The organism is Alteromonas sp. 4NH20-0056 (assembly GCF_057539655.1).
The window spans coordinates 1-483 of record NZ_BAAJLS010000035.1 but is presented as its reverse complement, the minus strand read 5'-3'; the positions used below and the strand labels follow the sequence as shown (position 1 = coordinate 483).

The 483-nt window shown below is 40.2% G+C and carries 1 pseudogene; it reads right to left on the bottom strand.

The features are described 5' to 3' along the window. Nucleotides 1–242, bottom strand: a pseudogene (locus AC27EZ_RS18135) (IS110 family transposase); the annotation flags it as partial. Nucleotides 243–483 lie beyond the last annotated feature (241 nt).

Here is a 483-nt window from a genome sequence, read left to right as displayed (position 1 = left end):
GCAATGACAAACGGAAGTTTAGCTTCGGCGCACGCCATTGCAAAAGGCATTTCTAGCCTGCCCGTCGCTTCAATAACTATTCTTTCGGGCTGATATTTTTTGAGTTGGACAATCGCTTCTTTGATCCCTCTTTCATTGTTTTCAACAGAGAAAAAGATATCCAAAGGCCGGATGTAAATATCAAGCTGTGACTTGCCAGTATCTACCCCAACGTTAATTTTTTGCTTTGTAATAGTGTTCATAATAAGCTAACTCTTGCTTGCATAATGCGGGTTCGAGACCCAGTAGACTATTCGAGTGTGGTGCTTGGAGTCCTATAAGGCGTTCTTTCTTGTTATCGGTCTCTCAATTGAGGAGCCAAAAATTAATCGAACTGCCAAATAGAAAGCTTTAGTTGCTGCTAAAGCCTGGGTCTCACATTACCCGAAATTGATGAAAAAGGATTTAAGTTAGGTGGGTAATTATCCATACAAAAAAATTAAG